This window comes from Streptomyces sp. NPDC005898 (assembly GCF_040629635.1).
Classification (GTDB): domain Bacteria; phylum Actinomycetota; class Actinomycetes; order Streptomycetales; family Streptomycetaceae; genus Streptomyces.
In genome coordinates, this window is sequence record NZ_JBEXWC010000005.1 from 144,621 (window position 1) to 161,618 (window position 16,998).

Here is a 16,998-nt window from a genome sequence, read left to right on the forward strand (position 1 = left end):
GGTCGCGCCCTTCGCTACGTGGGCCCGGTGGGACTCGAACCCACGACACACCGGACCTAAACCGGCGCCCTCTGGCCAGCTGGGGTACGGACCCGCCGGGTCACTCTACTGCGTCGTCCGGCGACGGTTCGAGAAGGTTCTGGTCTGGCTGTGGCAGGAAGGGCACAGGTATCGCAGGTTCTCCCGGCGGTTGTCCAGGCGGTCGCCGTTGATGTGGTCGATCTCCAGAACGAGGCGCTTCCCCTGCCAGACCTCACCTGATCCGCATGCTCCGCACACACGTGGCGTCCCGACCTCGTCGAGAGCCCGGCGCAGCAGGACGGTCCGCGTGCGGCACGCGTCCGAATCGAGCAGGACCAAAACCTCGGCCGCACTTTTGCGGTTGGCCCCGGGACGACCGGCGTTGTGTCCTTGCCCCACGAAGTGGGCGGTGGAGAGCCCGTACGCCTCGATGCTCCGCAGGGCCCTCGCACGCCCGGCCCCACCGAACGGTGGAAGGCCCAGGGCTCGTAGCACTGCGGCCAGACTGCGGGATTCGGCGACAGCACGCGCGAGTGCCTCGCGCGGAATGAGAGCTGTGGCTTTGCCGCGCTGCGGAGCGAAGTGACCTGTATCGATGCCGAATTGCTCGAGCTTCTTCCTCACGTGCCAGTACGGGCCGTCCTCCGGCGGTATGCCCATGTGCACGAACATGCCCCGGATGCTGAAGGAACGGGCAGCGGCGTCCGCGAGAATCTCCTTCGAGTAGGAGCGAGACGGACGAGAAGGCAGAGACTCCTCACGGAAATGGGACGTGTCGATTCCGTAATGCCGAAGACGGTCACGCAGATACCGGCGCGGACCCGCCCCCATCGGCATCCCCAGTCGGCGCATCATGTCCACCAGACTGGTGCACGTGGGGCTTAAGCGGGCCAGAGTCTCGCGCGGGTACTTGATCCCGCTCATACCGTCCTCCGCTTGCGGCCCCGGTACGTGTCCGTCACGGCGTGGCAGTTGGGGCACATGAGGCGAAGGTTCTCGGGACGATTGTCCCACCAGTCCCCGTTGATGTGATCGACTTCGAGCCGAAGTGGCTTGCCGTTCCATTCAGTCCCGGTACCGCACTCCGCGCATTCCTCGGGCACTCCTCTCCGCAACAAGGCTCGGCGCAGGCGCGTGCCAGGAGTCCGACCCGCGTCCGGGGATCTCAGGGTGAGCACGGGCCCCAGTGATCCCTTGGGGCCGCCGCGTGGGGCGGCGAAGTGCGTGGTGTCGAGGCCGAGAGCGGTGATCCGGCGGCTGATGTGCGCATGATTGCCACCCACATTGCTGATGCCCAAGCGGCGAACCACCTCCTTGACGCTGGTGGACTGCGCCACAGCCGCACGGAGCCGCTGCTCGGTGTGCCGCACCCCCGGCCGAGGGAAGTGCGACGTGTCGATCCCCTCCGAGGCCATCTTCCGCCGCAGGTAGGAGCGACTGCCGGACGTCGGCTCACCCCCGCACCACCGCACCGCCTCATCCCACGTACGCGTCTCCCGCGCCGCCTCCTCCAGCAGATCCCGGGTGTAGCGCACCGCCATGTCGTCCCCTCCGTCCCGGCCACGCGTTCGCAGCCCCGCACGGAGTAACGAACCGTTGATCGGACCGTCACGCCCGATATGCGGAACGGCCCGCCCCACTTGTGCGTGTGGGGCGGGCCGTGGTGCGGTGCGGGGGAGGGGGGTCAGAAGCGGGGGGTCGGGGACTGGGCCTCGACCAGTTCCGCCGCCTCCTCCTTCGTCTCCACCGACGGCGGGGAGCCGGAGAGCGGCTTCTGCGCGGTCTCCTTCATGCAGGCCACCGCGATGACGCCCACGACCGCCGCCGCCATGGAGTAGTACGCCGGGACCATGTCCGTCCCCGTGACGCCGATCAGGGAGGTGATCACCAGGGGCGCCGTGCCGCCGAAGAGGGAGGCGGAGATGTTGTAGCCGACGGAGAGGGAGCCGTAGCGGACCGAGGTGGGGAAGAGGGCCGGGAGCGTCGCCGACATCGTGCCGAGGAGGCAGACCAGGGAGAGGCCGAGCAGCAGCATGCCGGCGGAGACCGCGAGCAGGCTGCCCTGCTTGATCAGGAGGAAGGACGGCAGGGACAGGAAGAGGAAGCCCAGCATGCCCGCCATCAGCAGCGGCTTGCGGCCGAAGCGGTCGGAGAGCCGGCCCACCCGGCTGATGACCAGCATCAGGACGATCATCGTGCCGATGAGGATCAGCAGCCCGTGCGAGTCGTCGTAACCGAGTTCGTCGGAGAGGTAGGTCGGCATGTACGACAGCAGCATGTAGTCGGTGATGTTGTACGCGCCGACGAGCGCGACGCACAGGATCAGCGTCCGCCAGTACTGGCGGAAGATCTTCGCGAGGTCGCCCTTGGCGGTGCTCTCCACGGTCGAGGCGCCTTCGGGCGCCGCGTGGGAGGTGGCGTCCTCCATCTTCTGGAACGCCGGCGTCTCGTCCAGCTTGAGCCGCAGGTAGAGGCCGACGAGGCCGAGCGGGCCCGCGACGAGGAACGGCAGGCGCCAGCCCCAGGAGTCCATGGTGTCCGCGCCGAGGGCGGTGTTGAGTATGAGGACGAGACCGGCCGCGCCCGTGTACCCGGCGAGGGTGCCGAGCTCCAGGAAGCTGCCGAAGTAGCCGCGCCGCTTGTCGGGGGCGTACTCGGCGATGAAGGTGGAGGCGCCGCCGTACTCGCCGCCCGTGGAGAAGCCCTGGACCAGGCGGAAGAAGATCAGCAGGACGGGGGCCCAGAAGCCGATGGTGGCGTAGGACGGGATCAGGCCGATGGCGAGCGTGCCGACCGCCATCATGATCATCGTCAGGGCGAGGACCTTCTTGCGGCCGATCTTGTCGCCCATGGGCCCGAAGACCATGCCTCCGATGGGGCGCACGAGGAAGGACACCGCGAAGGTCGCGAAGGAGGAGACCAGCTGGACCGTGTCGTTCCCGGACGGGAAGAAGACGTGGCCGATGGTGACGGCCAGGTAGCTGTAGATGCCGAAGTCGAACCACTCCATGGCGTTGCCGAGCGAGGCGGCCTTCACCGCGCGCTTGACCGCCGCCTCGTCGGTGACCGTGATGTCGGTGCGGCGCAGCGGCGGGTTCCTGCGCCGTCTGACGGCGCGGAACAGCGTGCGGTGGCGTTTGACCGCCTCGGCATCGGCCTCGGTCACTTCGTGGGCCGCCATGGAGTGGTTCCTTTCGTTCTGCCTTGGGACGCTCCCCCCGGGCTCACCTGCTCGGGACATCACCGGCGCAAACGAAAGCCCCCGGCGAGGGGGGCTTTGTCACAGCTGCGGGCGCCCGGGGCGCCGGGCGGTCAGACGCCCAGGTCCCGGATGATCTTGGCGACGTGGCCGGTCGCCTTGACGTTGTAGAAGGCGTGCTCGACCTTGCCCTGTTCGTCGACGACGACGGTGGAGCGGATGACGCCGGTCACCGTCTTGCCGTACAGCTTCTTCTCGCCGAAGGCGCCGTAGGCCTCCAGGGTCTCCTTGGACGGGTCGCCGACCAGGGTGACCTTGAGGTTCTCCTGCTCGCGGAACTTGGCGAGCTTCTCCGGCTTGTCGGGCGACACGCCGATGACGTCGTAGCCGGCGGCGGCCAGGGCGTCGAGGTTGTCGGTGAAGTCGCAGGCCTGCTTGGTGCAGCCGGGGGTCAGGGCGGCCGGGTAGAAGTAGACGATGACCTTGCGGCCCTTGTGGTCGGCCAGCGAGACGTCCTTGCCGTCGGCGTCGGGCAGGGTGAACGCGGGGGCGGTGTCGCCGGGCTGCAGTCGCTCGCTCATCTTCGGTCTCCTCGCGGGGTGGCTCGCACAAAAGGTGCTTCGCGCGAAACGTGTTTCGCGCGAAAGGTGTGGTGACGGAGTCGAGCGTAATAGGGGTGCCGTGGGGTGCGGCGCGCGTGAAGCTGACAGACTGTGGTCACAGTTACGTCCACACAATCGATACGACCTGGAGGCAGCGCGGTGTCGGATGCCAGGACCCCTGCGCAGATCGAGGCGGACATCAAGCGCCGGCGCGACCAGCTTGCCGAGACGCTCGACGAGATCGGGGTGCGCGTCCACCCCAAGACGATCGTCGGCGACGCGAAGGCGAAGGTCGTCTCCGGCGTGGACCACTCGCTGGGACGGGCGTACGTCGGGGCGAACCGATTCGTCTCGGACGTGAAGGGCCGTTTCGTCGGGGTGGACGGTTCGCCCCGTATCGAGCGGATCGTCCCGGTGGCGCTGGTCGCCGTGGGCGTCGTCGGGCTGCTCGTGGTCGGCTCGCGGCGGCGCGAGCGCTGACCCTCGGGGCCGCGCGGGCGCCGGGGCAGGTAGGTTCGGTGGTGTGAGCGAGAAGACCCACCACGACGACAAGCTGCCCATCCGGATGCTGCACGACCGTGTGCTCGTGCGGCAGGACACCGGCGAGGGCGAGCGCCGCTCCGGCGGCGGCATCCTGATCCCCGCGACGGCGGCCGTGGGCCGGCGGCTCGCCTGGGCCGAGGTGGTCGCCGTCGGGCAGAACGTGCGGACGGTGGGGCCGGGCGACCGGGTCCTGTACGACCCCGAGGACCGCGCCGAGGTCGAGGTGCGGGGCGTGGCGTACATCCTGATGCGCGAGCGCGATCTGCACGCCGTGGCCGCCGACCGTTTCGAGGGCACCGAGGACACGACGGGCCTGTACCTGTAGGCGGGCCCGCCCCGGCCCTGGCGGGCCTGTACCTGTAGGCGTCCCCGCGCCCGGCCCTGGCGGGCCCGCACGCGCCCCCGCCCGCGCGGCGTCCCCGCCGGGACCCTGTTTGCTACCGTGGAACGACCCCGACGAGACGCGCCGTACCGGGTTTCCGCAAAGACGACGCACCCCACCGGACAACGCGCTGAGCGTTTCTCACCGTCGGAGGTGCCGTCATGGCCTGGGTTCTGTTGATCGTCGCCGGTCTGCTCGAAGTGGGCTGGTCGATCGGGATGAAGTTCACCGAGGGGTTCACGCGGCTGTGGCCCAGCCTGTTCACGGGCGCCGGCATCGTCGCGAGCATGGTGTTGCTGTCCTACGCCGCCAAGTCGCTGCCCATCGGTACGGCGTACGGCGTGTGGGTGGGCATCGGCGCGGCCGGTGCGGCGGTGCTCGGCATGGTGGTGCTGGGTGAGCCGGTCACCGCCGCGCGGATCTTCTTCGTCTGTCTGCTGCTGGTGGCCGTGGTCGGCCTGAAGGCGACCTCGGGCCACTGACCCCCGGCCGGCCGGGCGGCCGTCAGCCCTCGGTGAGGCCGCCGATCGCGCCGTCCGTGACGCCCCCGTCGTCGGTGGCGCCCCCGCTGTCGGTGCCGCCGCCCGTGGGCCCGCCCTGGTCGCCGCCGCCGCCGTCGACCGCCCCGCCGTCGGCCGTGCCGCCGTCCGAGCCGGTGCCGCCGTCGCTCTGGTCACCCGTCTGGCCGCCCGTCTGCCCGCCGGGATCCTGGCCGCCGTCGGTGGTGGCGCCGCCGGTGTCCTGCCCGCCGGTGAGGGTACCCCCGTCGGTGGGTCCGCCGTCGGTCGTGCCGCCGCCGGTGTCCGGCCCGCCGGTGGTGGCGCCGCCGGTCGCCGGGTCCTGGGTGCCGCCGGTGGCCGGGTCGGGCGGCACGGGCAGGTCCGCGCCCTGCTCCAGCTCCAGGTCGAAGTCCTTGACCGGCTTGCCCTCCAGGGCGTCCTTGGTGAACTGGGCCCAGATACGGGCCGGGTAGGCGCCGCCGTTGATGCGGGACTCGCCGAGCGCGCCGTAGAGCGGGGTGTGCGCGCCGGTCTCGGGGTTCTGGCCCATGACGGCGACCACCGTCGCGAGGTCGGGGGTGTAGCCGGCGAACCAGGCCGCGGTGTCGTTCTCGGCGGTGCCGGTCTTGCCCGCGGCGGGGCGGCCGGCGCCCTGGGCCGCCGTGCCGGTGCCGCCCTGGACGACGCTCTGCAGGATGGAGGTGGTGGTGTCGGCGGCCTCGCGGGTCACGGCGCGCTCGGTCCTCTGCTCCGGCAGCTCCACCTCCTCGCCGTTCCTGGTGATCTTCTCGACGAGCGTGTACGTGCCGTGCTCGCCGTGGTTGGCGAGGGTCGCGTAGGCCTCGGCCATGTCGAGGACGCTCGCGGTGGAGGGGCCGAGCGCGATGGAGGGGGAGGCGGTCAGGTCGGGGGTGGACGCCGGGACGCCGAGGGCGACCGCGGTGTCCTTGACCTTGTCCGAGCCGACGTCGACGGCCATCTGGGCGTACACCGAGTTCACGGACTTGTCGGTGGCCTCGCGGACGGTGGTGTCGCCGTAGGAGACCTGGTCCTCGTTCTCGGGGGCGTACGTCCCGCCGCTCCAGCCCTGCACGGGGCGCTTGTTGGTGCCGTCGTAGACGGTGTTGGGGGTGATGGGGCGGCCGTCCTGGGTGACGGAGCCGTTCTCGACCGCCGAGGTGAACACGAACGGCTTGAAGGTGGAGCCGACCTGGTAGTCGCGGCGGGTGGCGTTGTTGACGTACTGCTTGGTGTAGTCGATGCCGCCGTACATCGCGACGACCTTGCCGGTGGCCGGGTCGATGGAGGCGCCGCCCGCGCGGACGTTGCGGTCCGCCTTGCGGGCGTCCTTGTCGACCTTGGACATCACCTGGTCGTCGACGGCCTTCTTGAAGGCGTCCTGGCGGTCCTTCTGCAGGGTCGTGGTGATGCGGTAGCCGCCCTTGGCGAGCGTCTCCTCGTCGATGATCTTGTTGGTGGCGAGGTAGTCCTCGACGGCCTTGACGACATAGCCGCGCTGCCCGGACAGGCCGGCCGCGCCCTTGGCCTCGTCGGGCATCGGGAACTTGGCCCGCGCCCGCTCCGACGCGGCCAGCCAGCCCTCCTTGACCATGCCGTCCAGGACGTAGTTCCAGCGGCCGGCGGCGCGCTGCTTGTTCTCGGGGTGGGTGGCGACGTCGTAGGCGTTGGGGGAGTTGAGCAGGGTCGCGAGGTAGGCGCCCTCGGCGGTGCTCAGCTCCTTGACGTTCTTGCCGTAGTAGGCCTGGGCGGCGGCCTGGACGCCGTACGCGTTGCGGCCGAAGTAGCTGGTGTTCAGGTAACCGGAGAGGATCTCGTCCTTGCTGACCTCGCGGTCCAGCTTGATGGAGATGAAGAACTCCTTCACCTTGCGCGAGACCGTCTGCTCCTGGCCCAGGTAGTAGTTCTTCACGTACTGCTGGGTGATCGTGGAGCCGGACTGCTTGCCCTTGCCGGTGACGGTGTTCCAGGCCGCGCGGATCATCGCCTTGGGGTCGACCGCGGACTCGCCGTAGAAGTCGCGGTCCTCGGCGGCGAGCACGGCGCGCTGGACGTGCAGCGGGATCTGCTTGAGCGGCACCTTCTCGCGGTTCACCTCGCCGTCGCGGGCGATCTCGGTGCCGTCGGCGTACAGGTAGACGTTGCTCTGCTTGGTCGCCGCGGCGTTCGCCGAGGGGATGTCGACCAGCGTGTAGCCCGTCATGAAGGCGCCCACGCCGAGCAGGATCAGCAGCAGGAGGCCGCCGAGGACCATGCGCCAGGTCGGGAAGATCCGCCGCCAGCCCTTGCGCTTGGGACGCCTCGGCTTCTTGGCCTTGCCGGTGCCGGCGGGCTCGCCACCCGCCCCGGCGGCGTCCTGCTGCTGCGGCTCGTCGCTCATGTCTCGCGGAACTCCTGATCAGCGTCATACATCCGATAAGCCTCGTAAGGCCCCATTGCACACCTTCGCCGCACGCGTCGGGCGCCAGGCACGCGCCGCGGGGCGAAAATGCCTGGCGCGAGCGCTCCCGACCACACTACGATCCTGCGCTTCGGTCCGATCAGGGGCGAGGCCCACGGTGAGAGGGATGCGTGTGCGTACAGGACGGTTCCGTTTGTACGCGGCCGTCGCCCTGGGAGGCTTCCGCCGCTACGCCACGTATCGGATCGCGACGGCGGCCGGGGTGTTCACCAACACCGTCTTCGGGCTGATCCTCGCCTACACCTACGTCGCGCTCTGGGACGAGCGGCCCGGGCTCGGCGGCTACGACCAGGCGCAGGCCGTCACGTTCGTCTGGCTCGGGCAGGCGCTGCTCACCGTCATGGCGCTGATGGGCGGCGGCGTCGAGGGCGAACTGATCGAGCGGATCCGCACCGGGGACATCGCCGTCGACCTGTACCGGCCGGCGGACCTCCAGGCGTGGTGGCTGGCGAGCGACCTGGGTCGGGCGCTGTTCCAGCTGCTCGGGCGCGGCGTCGTGCCGATGATGATCGGCGCGCTCGTCTTCGACCTGGCGCTGCCGGCCGACCCGCTGCGCTGGCTCGCGTTCCTCCTGGCGGTGGTGCTGGGCGCGCTGGTCAGCTTCGCGCTGCGCTTCCTGGTGGCGCTCTCCGCCTTCTGGCTGATGGACGGGGCGGGCAGCTCGCAGGTGGCGATGCTGGCGGGCACCTTCTTCTCCGGGATGCTGCTGCCGCTGAACGTCTTTCCCGGTGCCCTCGGCGAGCTGGCCCGCGCGCTGCCCTGGTCGGCGCTGCTCCAGGTGCCCGCCGATGTGTTCCTCGGCCGGTCCGCGGGCCTCGGCCTGCTGCGGACGTACGCCTTCCAGCTCGGCTGGGCCGCGGCGCTGCTGACGGCCGGCCGGCTGCTCCAGGCGGCGGCGACGCGCCGGGTGGTGGTCCAGGGTGGCTGAGCCGGGCGGAGTGCGACGGCGGTGGGCGCAGGCGCGCTCGGGGCTGCGCGCCTACCGGCTGATCTCCGCCATGTGGATCCGTTCCCTCATGGCCTACCGTCTGTCCTTCGCCCTGACGGCGCTCGGCAACTTCGCGGTGACCGGGTTCGACTTCGCGGCGATTGTGCTGATGTTCTCCCGGGTGGACCGGCTCGGCGGCTACTCGCTCGCCGAGATCGCCCTCCTGTACGGGACCTCGTGCACCGCGTTCGGACTCGCCGACCTGTCCCTCGGGTCCATGGACCGCCTGGGCAGGCGGGTGCGCGACGGCACGCTCGACACGCTCCTCGTGCGGCCCGCGCCGGTCCTCGCGCAGGTCGCCGCCGACCGGTTCGGGCTGCACCGGCTCGGGCGGCTGGCGCAGGGCGCGCTCGTCCTCACGTACGCGCTGGTGGTCCTGGACATCGACTGGACCCCGATGAAGGTGGTGCTGGTGCCGGTGACGCTGCTCAGCGGGGCGGGGATCTTCGGGGCCGTGTTCATGGCGGGCGCGGCCTTCCAGTTCGTGGCGCGGGACGCGGCGGAGGTGCAGAACGCCTTCACCTACGGCGGTACGACGCTGCTGCAGTACCCGCCGTCGGTCTTCGCCAAGGACCTGGTGCGCGGCGTCACCTTCGTCCTGCCGCTCGCCTTCGTGAACTGGCTGCCCGCCCTGTACATCCTGGACCGGCCCTACCCGCTCGACCTGCCCGGGTGGACGGCCTTCGCGCCGCCGCTGGTGGCCGTCGCCTGCCTCGCCCTCGCCGGACTCGCCTGGCGCACCGGCCTTCGTTCGTACCGCAGCACAGGGAGCTGAACTTCCGTGGAACCGGACCTCATTGAGCTGGACGGCGTCGAGAAGGTCTTCGACGTGTCCAAGAAGACGGGCTTCCTGCGGCGCGAGCGGCGCGAGGTGCGGGCCGTCGACGGGATCTCCTTCACCGTGCCGCGCGGCGAGGTGGTCGGCTACATCGGGCCGAACGGCGCGGGCAAGTCGACGACGATCAAGATGCTGACGGGCATCCTCACGCCGAGCGCGGGCCGGCTGCGGGTCGCCGGCATCGACCCCTCCCGGGAGCGGACCCGCCTCGCGCACCGCATCGGTGTCGTCTTCGGCCAGCGCACCACGCTCTGGTGGGACCTGCCGCTGATCGACTCCTACCGCCTGATGCACCGCATGTACCGCATCCCCGACGCCCGTTACCGGGAGAACCTCGACCGATGCGTCGAACTCCTGGAACTGGCCGCCCTGTTGGACGTGCCCGTGCGTCAACTCTCCCTCGGGCAGCGGATGCGCGGCGACATCGCGGCGGCACTCCTGCACGACCCCGAGGTGCTCTACCTGGACGAGCCGGCGATCGGCCTGGACGTCATCAGCAAGGCGAAGGTGCGGGGCTTTCTGCGCGACCTGAACACGCGGTCGGGTACGACGGTCCTGCTCACCACGCACGACCTGACCGACATCGAGCAACTGTGCGGACGCGTCATGGTCATCGACCACGGGCGCCTGATGTACGACGGTCCGCTCGCCGGCCTGCACGAGGTGGGGGAGAGCGAGCGCACCCTCGTCGTGGACCTGGAGCGCGAACTGCCGCCCGTCGAGGTCGAGTCGGCGCGCGTGGTGAAAATCGAGGGCCCGCGCCAGTGGCTCGCCTTCCCCGCCGCCCGGTCGGCTGCTCCGCTCGTCGCTCAGATCGCGGCGCGCTATCCGCTGGCCGATCTGTCCGTGCGGGAGCCGGACATCGAGACGGTCATCGCCAGGATGTACGCGGACAGGAGGACCTCGTAGGGTGCCCCACGCGTCTCGTAGGCTGCCCCCATGAGTGAAGAACTCCCCGATCTGCGGGCCTCCGACGCCGACCGCGAGCGGGTCGCCGAACTGCTGCGGGACGCGATGGCCGAGGGCCGCCTCGACATGGCGGAATTCGAGGAGCGCCTCGACGCGGCGTACCGGGCCCGTACGTACGGCGAGTTGGCGCCGCTCACCCGCGACCTGCCGGCGCACGGCGCCCGGGTGTCCATGGTGAAGCGGCCCGGGGGCGAGGACGCGGCCGCCGTCGACTGGGCGGCGCGGATGGTGGCGGGCCCGCCCACCTCGACCGGCGGCTTCGCCTTCTGGAGCGGCTTCGGCCGCAGGGGTGGCTGGACGGTCGGGCGGCGCTTCACCGCGTTCGCCATGTGGGGCGGCGGCGAGATCGACCTGCGCGAGGCCCGCTTCGCCGAGCGCGAAGTGGAGATCCGCTGCTTCACGATCATGGGCGGGATCCAGGTCACCGTGCCGCCGGAGCTGAACGTCGTGGTCAAGGGCATCGGCGTCATGGGCGGCTTCGACGACCGGGCGACCGGCGTGGGCACCCCGGGCTCGCCCCGCGTGGTGGTCACGGGCTTCGCCCTGATGGGCGGCGTCGGCGTCGAACGCAAGCTGCGCAAGGCCGAGAAGCTGCGGCTGAAGGAGCAGCGGCGCCGCGAGGAGCTGGAGGGCGAGCAGCGCGGGCGGCGCGATTGAGCGCGGTTGCGCGCGGCGGCGGGCGGTCGCGCGCCGGGGGCGTGGCGACAAATCGCCCCCTGTTACACACCTGTGCCCATTCGTCCTGCAACGAACCGGGGGTTCGCGCTGTCTAGCAGGTGGAATCCATCAGTGGACGCACGACACACGACGAATGACGAATGACGATCGCCGGACGGCGGACGAGGGGCAGGAAACAGTGGGGGACATACGCAGACGAGGGGCCGTGGCCCTGGGGATCACCATGCTGGTGGCCCCGCTCACGGTGGCGGCCGGGACCGGCAGCGCGCAGGCCGCGTCCTGCTCCACGCAGACCGGGCCGTACCAGAAGCAGGTCGAGAAGTTCCTCGGCCGCCCGGTGGACGGCAAGCAGTCGGCGGCCGACTGCAAGGCCATCAAGGCGTTCCAGACCAAGCATCAGATCAGCCCGAACGCCGGGTACGCGGGCAGCGTCACCTGGGGTGTCATGGACCTCATGAACAAGCAGAAGGCGGTGGGCGACAACCCCAACAAGGCGGGCAAGTGCCCGACCGACAAGGGGCGCATCGCCTGCGTCGACCTCACGCTCCAGATCAGCTGGATCCAGGACGGCAAGAACCTCAAGTACGGCCCGGTCCCGGTGCGCACCGGCCGCAACGGCCACGAGACCCGCACGGGCCTGAAGAAGGTCTACTGGCGCGACATCGACCACGTCTCCAGCCTGTACCACGTGCCGATGCCCTACAGCCAGTTCTTCGACGGCGGCCAGGCCTTCCACTCGGTGGGCATCAGCGTCTGGGCGCCGCCGGGTTCCCACGGCTGCGTCAACATGACGAAGAAGGACGCCGTGAAGTACTGGGACACGCTGCGCAAGGGCGACGAGGTCTTCGTCTACGGCCGCAAGCCGGGCACCTGATCCCGCCCGTGGGCGGGCGGCGGCCCGTCAGAGCTGGGCCGCCGCCGACCCTTTCAAGGACGACAGGTCGAACGACTCCGCCATCTCGCGGTACCCCGCGTCCGAGGGGTGCAGATGGTCCCCGGAGTCGTACCGCGCCCGCAGCCTGCGCGGGTCGTAGGGGTCCCGCAGCGCCCGGTCGAAGTCGACGGCCTCGTCGAAGACCGTCCCGGAGCGGATCCGCTCGTTGACGGACTGGCGCACGGCCTCCAGGGCGGGCTCGTAGCCGCGGTGGCCGCCGAAGGGCATCAGCGTGGCGCCGACGACCCGCAGGCCGTGGGCGTGCGCCTGGCGGGTCAGCTCGCGCAGGCCATCGACGATGCGGTCCGGATCGTTCTGGTGCGGGTTGCGCAGGATGTCGTTGACGCCGAGGGCGATCACGACGGCCTTGACGCCGGTGCGGCCCAGGACGTCCCGGTCGAAGCGGGAGAGCCCGCTGGGGTTGACGGCGGGCCTGCCCTGCCCGTCGGACAGGACGCGGTTGCCGCTGATGCCCTGGTTGACGACGCCGTAGCGGGGCGCGTCCGGCTCGGCGCGCAGCCGGTCGGCGAGGACGTCGGGCCAGCGGCGGTTGGCGCCCGCCGTGGACGTGATGCCGTCGGTGATCGAGTCGCCGAAGACGACGACGGTGCCGTCGGTCTCGTCGCTCAGCACGTCCACCGCGGTGAGGTAGCGCCAGAACGGGCTCTGCTCGGTGTAGGCGTCGCCCGCCGTGTCCTCGGTCCGGTCGCCCTCGGCGACGAAGCTGATCTGGCGTGCGTGCGGGTGGTAGGTGACCGGCCCGGAGGGGGTCGGCGAGTACGTCGTGACGAGCAGGTCGCTGTCGTGCGGGACCCGCAGCCGGGCGGCGTCGCTCATCACCTGGGCGCCCGGCGGGATGACCACCGAGGTGTTGCCGTCGAAGCTGAGGCGGCGCAGCGTGCCGGGCGCGGCGGCCGGGTCGTTCGACGCGGACGCCACCGCGATGGAGGCGTGCGTGATGCTCAGCGGCGTGGTTCCGTAGAGGTTCGACAGGGTGATGCGGGCGCTGTCGCCGCCGACGCTGGTGTGCACGACGTTGCGCAGGGAGCGGCCGGCGAAGCCCTTGCGCTCCGTGCCCGGTTCGAACCCCGCGGGGGAGGCGGACCAGGAGCCGACCCAGGTGCCGGAGGAGGCGGGGGCGGCGGAGTTGCGGGGGCCGCGCGAGCCGGCCCCGAAGGTGTCCCGCGAGCCGTCGTCGGTACCGGCGACGCCGACGTATATGGCGGCGGAGACCACCACGATGACCGCGATGACCGCGGCGAGAAGGGCATAACCGTGACGCTTGGTCATGCGGGTTGTTTCTCCTCGGGCAGGGGGAGCCCCGAGGCTCCGGTGTGATCACCCCATGATGCGGCATGGGCCGTGAGGCGGCCGACACTGCCCCCCTCCGCTCCTTCAGACGCCGGGAACTTGTCGTTCGTTCCGGGAGTAGGGAGGAAGGGACGGAGAACACATGACGCGGGAACCATGACCATGAGGACCAGCACGAGCACGAGCACCAGCACGAGCACGAGAACAAGTACGAGTAGGCGAGTACGAGGCGGACGGGTCGGGTGAAGTGAGTGCGCAGCACAGACGCGGAGAAGAGGCCCGAGCCCGGCAAGGGGCCCGGGGCCGACGCGGGGCGCGAGGCGGTGGCCCCCGGCGGCTTCACGTACAGCCCCGCCGACGAGGAGAAGCGGCGCGGCGTGCGCCGCATGAAGGCCACGGCGACGGGACTGCTCGTTCTCGTCGCGCTCGTGTACGTACTGGCCAAGTGGGCGGCGGCCGCCGGCGCGGGCGCCTGGACGGGCTATGTGGCGGCGGCCGCCGAGGCCGGCATGGTCGGCGCCCTCGCCGATTGGTTCGCCGTGACCGCGCTCTTCCGGCACCCGCTCGGCCTGCCCATCCCGCACACGGCGATCATCCCGAACAAGAAGGACCAGCTCGGCGTCTCCCTCGGTGAGTTCGTGGGGGAGAACTTCCTCTCCGCCGACGTCGTGCGGGAGCGCCTGCGCGCGGTGGGCATCGGCGCCCGCCTCGGCACCTGGTTGGCCCAGCCCGTGCACGCGGACCGCGTGACGGCGGAGCTGGCCACGGCGCTGCGCGGCGCGCTGACCGTGCTGCGCGACTCCGACGTGCAGGCGGTGGTGGGCGAGGCCATCACGCGCCGCGCCGACGCCCGGGAGATCGCGCCCGGCCTCGGCAAGACGCTGGAGAAGATCGTCGCCGACGGCGGCCACCACCGGGTCGTCGACCTGGTCTGCGTACGCGCCCACGACTGGCTGGTCGAGCACGGCGACTCGGTGATGGACGCGGTGCAGGGCGGCGCCCCCGGCTGGACGCCCCGGTTCGTCGACAAGCGGGTCGGCGAGCGGGTCTACAAGGAGCTGCTGCGCTTCGTCACCGAGATGCGGGACATGCCCGGGCACCCGGCGCGCGGCGCCGTGGACCGCTTCCTCGCCGACTTCGCCGCCGACCTCCAGTCGGACTCCGACACCCGTGAGCGCGTGGAGCGCCTCAAGCGGGAGGTCCTCGGCCGCGGCGAGGTGCAGGACCTCATCGCGTCCGCCTGGTCGGCCGTACGGTCCATGATCGTGGCCGCCGCCGAGGACGAGCGCAGCGAGCTGCGGCTGCGCGTACGGGCCTCGCTGCTGTCGCTGGGGGCGCGGATGGCGCGGGACGGCCGGCTCCAGCGGAAGGTGGACGGCTGGGTGGAGGGCGCGGCGGTGTACGTCGTCACGACGTACCGCGACGAGATCACCTCGCTCATCACCGACACCGTGGCCGGCTGGGACGCGGAGCACACCTCGAAGAAGATCGAGGCGCACATCGGGCGGGACCTCCAGTTCATCCGGATCAACGGCACGGTGGTCGGCTCCCTGGCGGGGCTCGCGATCTACGCGGTGTCGCGGGTGTTCGGGGCGTAGGGCTCGGCGCGGCCCGGCGTCTGCCGGCGGGGGCTGGGCCCCGGGAGCTTCCGGCGGGGCTCGGGGCGCCGGGATCTTCCGGCGGGGTCCGGGGTCTGGGCTCGGAATGCCGGGATCTTCCGGCGGGTCCGGCGCGCGTGAGGGGGCGATTGCCGGGCACTCTGGAGTAGCTCACTCAGAGCTGAGTGAGCCGTCGTCCGCGCGGTGCGAGCGGCCGTGCGAGCACGCGGTGCCAGTCGCCTCGGTGCGAGCAGCGGTACGCGAGTGGCTGCGGAGGAAGCGGCGCGGGTCCGTCCGTGCGAGCGCACGGTGCGGGACCGCCCGTGGGCCACGCGGTGCGGTACCGGCCGCGTAAGCAGCGACACGCGAGTGACCGCGCAGGCAGCGGTACGCGCGCAGCGGTGCGGCGACGTGGGAACAGCGGAAGGAGCCGCCCGCCATGACCGCGTCGTCCCTGCCAGCCGCGTCGCCGCCCCCGGACCCCGGCCCGGAGCCCGGGGCCACCGTCACCACGGCCGTACCCGCCCGTCTCGACCGCCTGCCCTGGTCCCGCTGGCACTGGATGATCGTCATCGGCCTCGGCACGGTCTGGATCCTGGACGGCCTGGAGGTCACCACCGTCGGCAACATCGCCGGCCGCCTCTCCGAGGAGGGCAGCGGCCTGGCCATCAGCTCCGCGCAGGTCACCGGCGTAGCGGCGGCCCTGTACGTGGCGGGCGCCTGCGCCGGGGCGCTGTTCTTCGGCTGGCTCACCGACAAGTTCGGCCGCAAGAAGCTGTTCATGGTGACCCTCGTGGTCTACCTCGGGGCCACCGCCCTCACCGCGCTCTCCTTCGACGCCTGGTGGTTCTTCCTCTTCCGGTTCCTGACCGGCTTCGGCATCGGCGGCGAGTACGCGGCCATCAACTCCGCGATCGACGAGCTGATCCCCTCCAAGTACCGGGGCCGCGTCGACCTCATCATCAACGGCAGCTACTGGCTGGGCGCGATCGGCGGCTCCCTGCTCTCCGTCGTGATGCTCAACACCGGCATCTTCCCCAAGGACCTCGGCTGGCGGCTGACCTTCGCCCTCGGCGTGATCCTCGGCCTCGTGATCCTCCTCGTACGCCGCCACGTACCGGAGAGCCCGCGCTGGCAGTTCATCCACGGCCACGGTGAGGAGGCGGAGACGCTGGTCTCGTCGGTGGAGCGGGAGATCGAGGAGGAGAAGGGCGCACCGCTGCCGCGCCCCGACCGCGAGATCACCATCCATCAGCGCAAGAGCATCGGCTTCGGCCTGATCGCGAAGACGGTCTTTCGCGACTACCCCAAGCGGGCCACGCTCGGCCTGTCCCTCTTCGTGGGCCAGGCGTTCCTGTACAACGCGATCACCTTCGGTTTCGGCGCGATCCTGACCAAGTTCTTCGACGTGCCCTCGGGCCGCACGGGCTATTACTTCGCCGTCATCGCGGCGGGCAACTTCCTCGGCCCGCTCTTCCTCGGCAAGCTCTTCGACACGGTCGGCCGCCGGATCATGATCTCCTCGACGTACATCGTCTCCGGCGTCCTGCTGTTCGGCACGGCCTGGCTCTTCGACCGGGGCTCGCTGAGCGCGATGACGCTGACGGCCTGCTGGTGCGTGGTGCTGTTCTTCGCGTCGGCGGGCGCGAGCAGCGCGTATCTGACGGTCTCCGAGATCTTCCCCATGGAGACCCGTGCCATGGCCATCGCCTTCTTCTACGCGATCGGCACGGCGGCCGGCGGCATCAGCGGCCCCCTGATCTTCGCCGAGCTGACCGAGTCGGGGGTGGTGGGCGACACGGTCCTGGCCTTCCAGATCGGCGCGGGTTTGATGTGCGCGGCGGGCCTGGTGGCGGCGGTGTTCGCGGTCAAGGCGGAGGGGCGTTCGCTGGAGGACATCGCGGAGCCGCTGTCGGCGGTGAAGGCGAAGGAGGGCGGGGCGCCGGCGTGACGGGC

General features: G+C 70.9%; 16 protein-coding genes, 1 tRNA gene and 1 riboswitch. Of the genes, 10 read left to right on the forward strand and 7 right to left on the reverse strand.

Features of this window, described 5'->3' with window-relative positions; genetic code table 11:
- Positions 1-19: 19 nt before the first annotated feature.
- The 5 genes from ABZ385_RS09675 to bcp all read right to left on the reverse strand — a co-directional run bounded on the left by ABZ385_RS09675 (position 20) and on the right by bcp (position 3,801).
- Positions 20-94, reverse strand: a tRNA-Leu gene (locus ABZ385_RS09675).
- 11 nt (positions 95-105) lie between these two features.
- Complete coding sequence (locus ABZ385_RS09680) at positions 106-945, reverse strand: HNH endonuclease signature motif containing protein (RefSeq protein WP_358910696.1); 840 nt, start codon at positions 943-945, stop codon at positions 106-108.
- Positions 942-1,562: an HNH endonuclease gene (locus ABZ385_RS09685; RefSeq protein WP_358910698.1), complete on the reverse strand. Its 621-nt coding sequence runs from the start codon at positions 1,560-1,562 to the stop codon at positions 942-944. The genes ABZ385_RS09680 and ABZ385_RS09685 overlap by 4 nt, the downstream gene beginning before the upstream one ends.
- Before the next feature lie 143 nt (positions 1,563-1,705).
- The gene (proP, locus tag ABZ385_RS09690; RefSeq protein ID WP_358910700.1) at positions 1,706-3,202 is read right to left on the reverse strand and encodes a glycine betaine/L-proline transporter ProP; all 1,497 of its coding nucleotides are present in this window, start codon (positions 3,200-3,202) and stop codon (positions 1,706-1,708) included.
- 131 nt (positions 3,203-3,333) lie between these two features.
- Entirely contained in the window at positions 3,334-3,801 is a 468-nt protein-coding gene (bcp, locus tag ABZ385_RS09695) for a thioredoxin-dependent thiol peroxidase (protein ID WP_358580114.1), read from the reverse strand.
- A gap of 180 nt (positions 3,802-3,981) precedes the next feature.
- Between bcp and ABZ385_RS09700 the strand changes: the two genes are divergently transcribed.
- The 3 genes from ABZ385_RS09700 to ABZ385_RS09710 all read left to right on the forward strand — a co-directional run bounded on the left by ABZ385_RS09700 (position 3,982) and on the right by ABZ385_RS09710 (position 5,229).
- The gene (locus ABZ385_RS09700; protein WP_358580112.1) at positions 3,982-4,302 is read left to right on the forward strand and encodes a DUF3618 domain-containing protein; all 321 of its coding nucleotides are present in this window, start codon (positions 3,982-3,984) and stop codon (positions 4,300-4,302) included.
- A gap of 43 nt (positions 4,303-4,345) precedes the next feature.
- Positions 4,346-4,690, forward strand: a complete 345-nt coding sequence (locus ABZ385_RS09705; protein WP_358580110.1) for a co-chaperone GroES — start codon at positions 4,346-4,348, stop codon at positions 4,688-4,690.
- A gap of 102 nt (positions 4,691-4,792) precedes the next feature.
- Positions 4,793-4,862: riboswitch (guanidine-III (ykkC-III) riboswitch) on the forward strand.
- Between the two features lie 46 nt (positions 4,863-4,908).
- The gene (locus tag ABZ385_RS09710; RefSeq protein WP_358580108.1) at positions 4,909-5,229 is read left to right on the forward strand and encodes a multidrug efflux SMR transporter; all 321 of its coding nucleotides are present in this window, start codon (positions 4,909-4,911) and stop codon (positions 5,227-5,229) included.
- Positions 5,230-5,251: 22 nt separating this feature from the next.
- Here ABZ385_RS09710 and ABZ385_RS09715 read toward each other — a convergent pair whose 3' ends face one another.
- A complete protein-coding gene (locus ABZ385_RS09715) occupies positions 5,252-7,645 on the reverse strand; it encodes a transglycosylase domain-containing protein (protein WP_358580106.1) in 2,394 nt (797 codons plus the stop codon).
- Between the two features lie 187 nt (positions 7,646-7,832).
- On the opposite strand from ABZ385_RS09715, the gene ABZ385_RS09720 reads away from it, so the two are divergent.
- From ABZ385_RS09720 to ABZ385_RS09740, 5 genes are all read left to right on the forward strand, one after another.
- Positions 7,833-8,654 (forward strand): ABC-2 family transporter protein, encoded by an 822-nt coding sequence (locus tag ABZ385_RS09720; protein WP_358580103.1) that lies wholly within the window; start codon positions 7,833-7,835, stop codon positions 8,652-8,654.
- Positions 8,647-9,489: an ABC transporter permease gene (locus ABZ385_RS09725; RefSeq protein WP_358910702.1), complete on the forward strand. Its 843-nt coding sequence runs from the start codon at positions 8,647-8,649 to the stop codon at positions 9,487-9,489. Before ABZ385_RS09720 ends, ABZ385_RS09725 begins: the two co-directional genes overlap by 8 nt.
- Before the next feature lie 6 nt (positions 9,490-9,495).
- Positions 9,496-10,461 carry an ATP-binding cassette domain-containing protein gene (locus ABZ385_RS09730; RefSeq protein WP_358910704.1) on the forward strand — a complete coding sequence of 322 codons (966 nt, stop codon included), beginning with the start codon at positions 9,496-9,498 and terminating at the stop codon, positions 10,459-10,461.
- Between the two features lie 30 nt (positions 10,462-10,491).
- A complete protein-coding gene (locus ABZ385_RS09735) occupies positions 10,492-11,178 on the forward strand; it encodes a DUF1707 domain-containing protein (RefSeq protein WP_358910706.1) in 687 nt (228 codons plus the stop codon).
- Positions 11,179-11,377: 199 nt separating this feature from the next.
- Positions 11,378-12,073, forward strand: coding sequence for a L,D-transpeptidase (locus tag ABZ385_RS09740; protein ID WP_358580181.1), 696 nt, complete (start codon positions 11,378-11,380; stop codon positions 12,071-12,073).
- A gap of 27 nt (positions 12,074-12,100) precedes the next feature.
- On the opposite strand, the gene ABZ385_RS09745 is transcribed toward ABZ385_RS09740, so the two are convergent.
- Positions 12,101-13,423, reverse strand: coding sequence for an SGNH/GDSL hydrolase family protein (locus ABZ385_RS09745; RefSeq protein ID WP_358910708.1), 1,323 nt, complete (start codon positions 13,421-13,423; stop codon positions 12,101-12,103).
- A gap of 344 nt (positions 13,424-13,767) precedes the next feature.
- On the opposite strand from ABZ385_RS09745, the gene ABZ385_RS09750 reads away from it, so the two are divergent.
- Together ABZ385_RS09750 and ABZ385_RS09755 are read left to right on the forward strand one after the other, a co-directional pair.
- Positions 13,768-15,042, forward strand: coding sequence for a DUF445 domain-containing protein (locus ABZ385_RS09750; protein ID WP_358910868.1), 1,275 nt, complete (start codon positions 13,768-13,770; stop codon positions 15,040-15,042).
- A gap of 439 nt (positions 15,043-15,481) precedes the next feature.
- Positions 15,482-16,993 (forward strand): MFS transporter, encoded by a 1,512-nt coding sequence (locus ABZ385_RS09755; RefSeq protein ID WP_358910710.1) that lies wholly within the window; start codon positions 15,482-15,484, stop codon positions 16,991-16,993.
- Positions 16,994-16,998: the final 5 nt, after the last annotated feature.

Coding starts and splice junctions, on each gene's coding strand:
- ABZ385_RS09680 (WP_358910696.1), bottom strand. CDS start 945: ATGAGCGGGATCAAGTACCCGCGCGAGACTCTGGCCCGCTTAAGCCCC.
- ABZ385_RS09685 (WP_358910698.1), bottom strand. CDS start 1,562: ATGGCGGTGCGCTACACCCGGGATCTGCTGGAGGAGGCGGCGCGGGAG.
- proP (WP_358910700.1), bottom strand. CDS start 3,202: ATGGCGGCCCACGAAGTGACCGAGGCCGATGCCGAGGCGGTCAAACGC.
- bcp (WP_358580114.1), bottom strand. CDS start 3,801: ATGAGCGAGCGACTGCAGCCCGGCGACACCGCCCCCGCGTTCACCCTG.
- ABZ385_RS09710 (WP_358580108.1), top strand. CDS start 4,909: ATGGCCTGGGTTCTGTTGATCGTCGCCGGTCTGCTCGAAGTGGGCTGG.
- ABZ385_RS09715 (WP_358580106.1), bottom strand. CDS start 7,645: ATGAGCGACGAGCCGCAGCAGCAGGACGCCGCCGGGGCGGGTGGCGAG.
- ABZ385_RS09720 (WP_358580103.1), top strand. CDS start 7,833: ATGCGTGTGCGTACAGGACGGTTCCGTTTGTACGCGGCCGTCGCCCTG.
- ABZ385_RS09735 (WP_358910706.1), top strand. CDS start 10,492: ATGAGTGAAGAACTCCCCGATCTGCGGGCCTCCGACGCCGACCGCGAG.
- ABZ385_RS09745 (WP_358910708.1), bottom strand. CDS start 13,423: ATGACCAAGCGTCACGGTTATGCCCTTCTCGCCGCGGTCATCGCGGTC.
- ABZ385_RS09755 (WP_358910710.1), top strand. CDS start 15,482: ATGACCGCGTCGTCCCTGCCAGCCGCGTCGCCGCCCCCGGACCCCGGC.